Genomic DNA, 5826 nt, shown 5'->3' with positions numbered 1-5826 from the left:
TTTCACATTGAAATTTCTTCAAAATATGTTGGATCATGTATTGTAATTTTTTTATCTAAAATTGTAACAATGCTATCATTTTTTAATTGTTTTAATACGCTGCTAACTGTCTCTCGAGATGTTCCAGATATTTTGGATATTTCAATTGTTGTAAGTGGACATGAAATTACAATCTTTTCCCCACTCTGTTCTCCTAAATCCTGCATTAAATAATTTAACGTTTGGATAACACGATCTTGTGCATTAGGAATTGTAATATTTTGCACTCGATTTTCGTTCAATTTTAATATAGATGATAATTGCTGAACAACGTACATCAATTGCGTTCTGCTGGATTTTACCATATCTTCAAAGATTACCGTTGGAATATAATATACCTCCACATCCGTCATTGCTTCTGCTGTATAGTTATATCCTCTGTCTGTAAACATGCCACCATAAGGAAAAATAGAATATCGCTTTACATAGTCATCGTATAATAAGTTCCCATTTTGATTAACCCGCTCTAACTTTACAAAACCATCTAACATGAAGTAGATTCTTTCCCTTGAATCTCCTTCTAAAAATAAAAATTGACCTTTTTTATAAGTTCGCCAATAAACAAACTCTGTTAAGCCTTTCAATTTTTTTTCTGTTAAATGAGCAAATAATTCGAACTGCTTTAAGTCCTTAACTACGTTCCGTCTATTCATAAAATTCCCTCTCTCTTGCTGTATGTTGGAGCGAAAAATCAAGAAAGCGTATTCAATTTGAATTTTATCATAATTAACTTACATATTCAGATTTCATCATGAAAACTTTATGAACAATGAGTACAAAAAATATTAATAAATAAAAAGAATGAAGTTACTAACTCCATTCTTTTTTACTACTAAGTAGCGTACATAAGAATTTAAACATATATGCATACATTCTGTTTTGAAATAATAGTACCAGCTTTTTCTTCTAGTGCTTCATATACTTTTTCTAAAGACGTAATAATTGTTTTTCTTTTTGGATTTGTATTAACAAAATTAATAGCAGCTTCAATTTTTGGAAGCATGCTTCCCGCAGCGAATTGTTGTTCTTCAATATATTCTTCTAATTGATTCACTGTGACATGCTCTAATTTTTTTTGATTCGGTTGATTATAATTTACATACACATGATCAACTGCAGTTAAAATAACGAGCGTATCGGCATCTACTAATTCTGCTAATTTCTGCGCAGCGAAATCTTTATCGATAACTGCTTCAGTTCCTTTTAGCCCTTCTTCGGAATCAATTACTGGAATTCCACCTCCGCCAACAGCTATCACTATATTTCCATCTTCGACCAAAGAATTAATCACTTTATGTTCATGAATACTTACAGGCTTCGGTGATGGAACAACGCGTCTCCACCCTCTACCAGCATCTTCTTTAAACACTGCTTTTGTTTCATCCATTAATCTTCTGGCCTCTTCTTCTGTATAAAAAGGACCGATTGGTTTAGTTGGATTTTTAAATGCCTCATCTTTTTTATCCACAACAACGCGTGTTATAACCGTTGCTACGTCTTTTTTTATATTCCGTTTTTTCAATGCCTTTTCAATCGCATTTTCCATCCAATATCCAATCATTCCTTGGCTCATTGCCCCACAAGTATCTAATGGCATTGCAGGTGTCTTTTCCGTTTCTGCAGCTTTTTGCTGTAATAAAATATTCCCCACTTGTGGGCCATTTCCATGCGCAATTACTATATCCACATCATTTTCCATTATTTTCACAAGTTGTTCTGCCGTTTTTTCCAACGCTTCTTGCTGCGCTCCCGCAGTAGCTTCTCCAGACTGTATCGCATTTCCCCCTAGTGCAACTACAATTTTTCTTCGTGCCATATTCCAGCCCTCCAGTTGATTTCGCTTTCACAGCGCTTTATAAAGTAATACTGCCTGTAATTAATCCATAAATCGCAAAGAATGCTAAAGCACCAATTGCTACGGATGATGCTAATTCCACTCGAGTAAATATTTGCTTCGAACTCTTTTGCTTTTGAACATTGTAAAAAATAAAAATACCTGGCGCATATAAAGTCATTGTTAATAATAAATACTCTAAACCAGCTGCATAAACTAGCCACACGCCATAAATACTTGCTATCAAGCCAATTATTATATTTTTATTTCGATCTACTTCTTCAGAATTTAAGCTATGCTTCAGTTGATAAAATGCTGAAAAAGCATATGGGATTAAAATAGCTGAAGATGCTAAAGAGAATGCAAAGTTATACGCCTGATCAGAAACGACGAATGTTAACAAGAACATTTGTATTAAACCATTTGTTATCCATAATGAATTTACTGGAGCCTTATTTTTATTTTCTTTTGCGAACCATTTTGGAAATACTCCATCTTTAGCCGCTAAATATGGAATTTCAGAAGCGAGCAAAGTCCAACCTAACCAAGCACCTAATACAGAGATGACCAAACCTAAATTAATAAAGATAGCACCCCATTTTCCAACAACACTTTCAAATAAATAAGCCATAGCCGGATTTTTCAAACCTGCAATATCTGCTTGCTGCATAAGTCCAAGAGACAATAATGTGATTAAAATGTAAATGATGAGTGTACCAATTAAGCCAATAACGGTTGCTTTCCCTACATCACTTCTATTTTTTGCTCGACTGGATAAAACAACAGCCCCTTCTACCCCAATAAATACCCATAAAGTTACAAGCATTGTACTTTTAACTTGGCTGCCAACTGCTCCCCATGAAAAAGAACCAGTTTGCCCCCAAAATCCATCTAAGAACGTATCAATATGAAACGCGAAGATTCCTATGACAATAAATACAAATACAGGTACTAATTTTGCGATTGTAGTTACTAAATTCACAAGTGCTGCTGATTGAACTCCACGTAAAATTAACATGTGAACACACCATAATAATACGCTTGCACCAATAATGGACGCTACATTTTGCCCGCCTTCAAAGATTGGGAAGAAATATCCTAATGAAGAAAACAATAATGTACCGTAAGCTACATTTCCAAGCCAAGCAGATAGCCAGTATCCCCACGCACTATTAAACCCCATAAAATTACCAAATCCTGCTTTTGCATAGCTAAAAATACCACCATCTAAATCTGGCCGTTTTACAGTTAGATTTTGAAAAGATAATCCAAGTGCAATCATCCCAATTCCTGTTATAACCCAGCCAATAATAATGGCTCCAGCACCAGCACCTTTTGCCATATCACTCGCTAAATTAAAGGCTCCACCGCCAATCATAGACCCAACTACAAGAGCCGTTAGTGTAAACAACCCTAATTTCTTATCTTCACCCATTCCACTCACCTCTCTTAAATTGCAATAACAATACAAAAGCAATAGTGAATGATCGTGTCTAAAGGAGGAGAAAGAAGAAAGGAAGACTCCCTTTCTTCTTTACTCCATATTTCCTAAAGTAGCTGCCATAACCGCTTTAATTGTATGCATTCTATTTTCAGCTTGATCAAATACTTTTGAATGTTTACTGCGGAATACTTCGTCAGTTACCTCCATTTCTTTCAACCCATATTTCTCATAAACTTCTTCGCCATACATCGTTTCAACATCATGAAATGCAGGTAAACAATGTAAGAAAATCACGTTTTCATTCCCTGTTGCTTTAATCATTTTCATATTTACTTGATAAGGTTTCAATAACTCGACACGTTCAGCAAATTTTTCTTCTTCCCCCATAGACACCCATACATCTGTATAAATTACATCTGCATTCGCAACAGCTTCTTCCACATTACTTGTTATCATTACCTGTTCATTATATTTTTTTGCTAAATCAATTACTTCTTGTGCAGGCCATAAAGATTCCGGTGTACAAATACGTACATCCATTCCAACGATTGCTCCACCAACTAGTAAGCTATTAGCAACATTATTTCGTCCATCGCCAACGTAAACGAGCTTCACATTTTTCAATTTCCCTATATGTTCTCTAATTGTTAATAAATCTGCTAGTGTTTGTGTTGGATGCCACATATCTGTTAATCCATTCCAAACTGGCACACCAGAATTTTGTGCTAAAGATTCTACGGTTTCATGATTAAATCCACGAAACTCAATTCCGTCAAACATACGCCCTAACACTTTTGCTGTATCCTCTACAGATTCTTTTTTCCCAAGTTGAATATCACCTTTCCCTAAATATTCAGGATTTGCTCCTAAATCTGTACATGCTACTGTAAATGCACAACGTGTACGAGTAGAAGTTTTTTCAAATAAGAGCGCTACATTTTTACCTTCTAAATAATGATGCGGAATACCATTTTTCTTTTTCTCTTTTAATTCTGCTGCCAAATCTAGAAAATATAATAATTCTTCTTGTGTAAAATCTTTTTCTGCTAGAAAGCTTCTTCCTTTTAAATTTGGTCTAGTCATTAACATAATTCATCCCTACTTTCTCCGTTATTTATACTAAATATCTTTACGAACAATTGGCATACTCATGCAACGTGGACCCCCACGACCACGAGATAATTCCGAACTTAGAACCTCAATCACTTCTATACCGTGTTCCCGTAATAACGTATTAGATACATAGTTGCGATCATATGTAACAACTACACCTGGCGCGATTGCTAATGTGTTCGAGCCATCATTCCATTGTTCACGAGCAGAAGCAATTACATCTCCTCCTCCACATGGAATAAGAACTAATTCACTTAAGCCTAATACCTCTTTTAATGCTTCCATTAAAGAAGTACGATGTGTAATTTTAAGAGTTTCCTCATCTGATCCTTTTTCTAAAATATAAATATTCATATTCCCTTTTGGCCCTTGAATGGCTGGGTGAATTGTAAACTTGTCATAATCAACCATTGTAAATACTGTATCTAAATGCATAAATGCTCGACATTTTGGAATTTCTATTGCTAACACTTTCTTAATTTTATTTTGTCGGCTAAAGAGATTTTTAGCTAAACGTTCAATTGCTTTAGCTGAAGTACGAGCAGATACTCCAATCGCAATTGTTTCTTCATTTAAAATTAGCTCGTCGCCACCTTCAATTGGAAATTTATAATCACGATCTAACCAGATTGGTACATTATGTTTTGCAAATCTTGGATGATATTTAATGATGTACTCCATGAATAATGATTCACGTCTACGCGCTGGTTCTCTCATCTTATTTATCGTTAAGCCATCGCCCACGCTAGCTGCTGGATCACGAGTAAAATATAAATTAGGCATTGGATCTAAGTAAAACGGATAGTGATCTTCCATTAATTCATATAAATGTGTCTTCTTACTTGTTTCAATTTCGTTTTTCCGTACACCGCCCATAATTTTTTGAATTAATTCTTCATTTGAAAAGGAAAGTAAATATTCTTTTAAAGTTTGATGTGCAACATTTACGTCGGCCTGTCCTTCTTTTAAAATACGATCAACAAATTCTTCTCGAAGTTTTTTATCTACTAACGCCTCAGCGGCTAGTTTTTCTAAATAAAGAACTTCAACACCCCGATTGCGTAACGTTTGTGCAAAATAATCATGCTCTTTTTGAATAATTGGTAAGTATGGAATATCGTCAAATAATAATTGCTGCAAATAATCTGGCGTCAAGTTTTCCACTTCTTTACCCGGTCGTTTTAATAAAACCGTTTGTAATTCCCCAATTTCTGAAGTAACATGTATCGGATGTTTCATTTGTTGTACCTCCTTTTAAATATGTTTGATGTCTTACAAGTACATAATAAATGCTCTGCACTTTCATCTTTGTGAAAGTATCCACATTATCATTGTGAAATATTAAACAAGTTATTTTTTTAAAATCATACGAATATGTATTTTTATAACAAACTAT

The 5826-nt window shown here is 34.5% G+C and carries 5 protein-coding genes; all 5 read right to left on the bottom strand.

Going from position 1 to position 5826, the window contains the following annotated elements; all coding sequences use genetic code 11:
* Positions 1 to 2: 2 nt before the first annotated feature.
* The 5 genes from ACQGS6_RS21890 to arcA all read right to left on the bottom strand — a co-directional run bounded on the left by ACQGS6_RS21890 (position 3) and on the right by arcA (position 5669).
* Complete coding sequence (locus tag ACQGS6_RS21890; RefSeq protein ID WP_001081905.1) at positions 3 to 692, bottom strand: Crp/Fnr family transcriptional regulator; 690 nt, start codon at positions 690 to 692, stop codon at positions 3 to 5.
* A gap of 200 nt (positions 693 to 892) precedes the next feature.
* Complete coding sequence (gene arcC, locus ACQGS6_RS21885; RefSeq protein WP_000113947.1) at positions 893 to 1855, bottom strand: carbamate kinase; 963 nt, start codon at positions 1853 to 1855, stop codon at positions 893 to 895.
* A 37-nt stretch (positions 1856 to 1892) separates the two neighbouring features.
* On the bottom strand, positions 1893 to 3308 hold the full coding sequence (arcD, locus tag ACQGS6_RS21880; protein WP_426965598.1) for an arginine-ornithine antiporter: 1416 nt from the start codon (positions 3306 to 3308) through the stop codon (positions 1893 to 1895).
* Between the two features lie 99 nt (positions 3309 to 3407).
* Complete coding sequence (gene argF / locus ACQGS6_RS21875) at positions 3408 to 4406, bottom strand: ornithine carbamoyltransferase (RefSeq protein WP_000930289.1); 999 nt, start codon at positions 4404 to 4406, stop codon at positions 3408 to 3410.
* Between the two features lie 30 nt (positions 4407 to 4436).
* On the bottom strand, positions 4437 to 5669 hold the full coding sequence (arcA, locus tag ACQGS6_RS21870; RefSeq protein WP_000682331.1) for an arginine deiminase: 1233 nt from the start codon (positions 5667 to 5669) through the stop codon (positions 4437 to 4439).
* Between the last annotated feature and the right edge of the window lie 157 nt (positions 5670 to 5826).

It is taken from the genome of Bacillus sp. GMs2/2 (genome assembly GCF_050172095.1).
Taxonomy (GTDB): domain Bacteria; phylum Bacillota; class Bacilli; order Bacillales; family Bacillaceae_G; genus Bacillus_A; species Bacillus_A cereus.
Note: the sequence above shows the minus strand (reverse complement) of the source record. Positions and strands in the feature narration are given on the sequence as shown.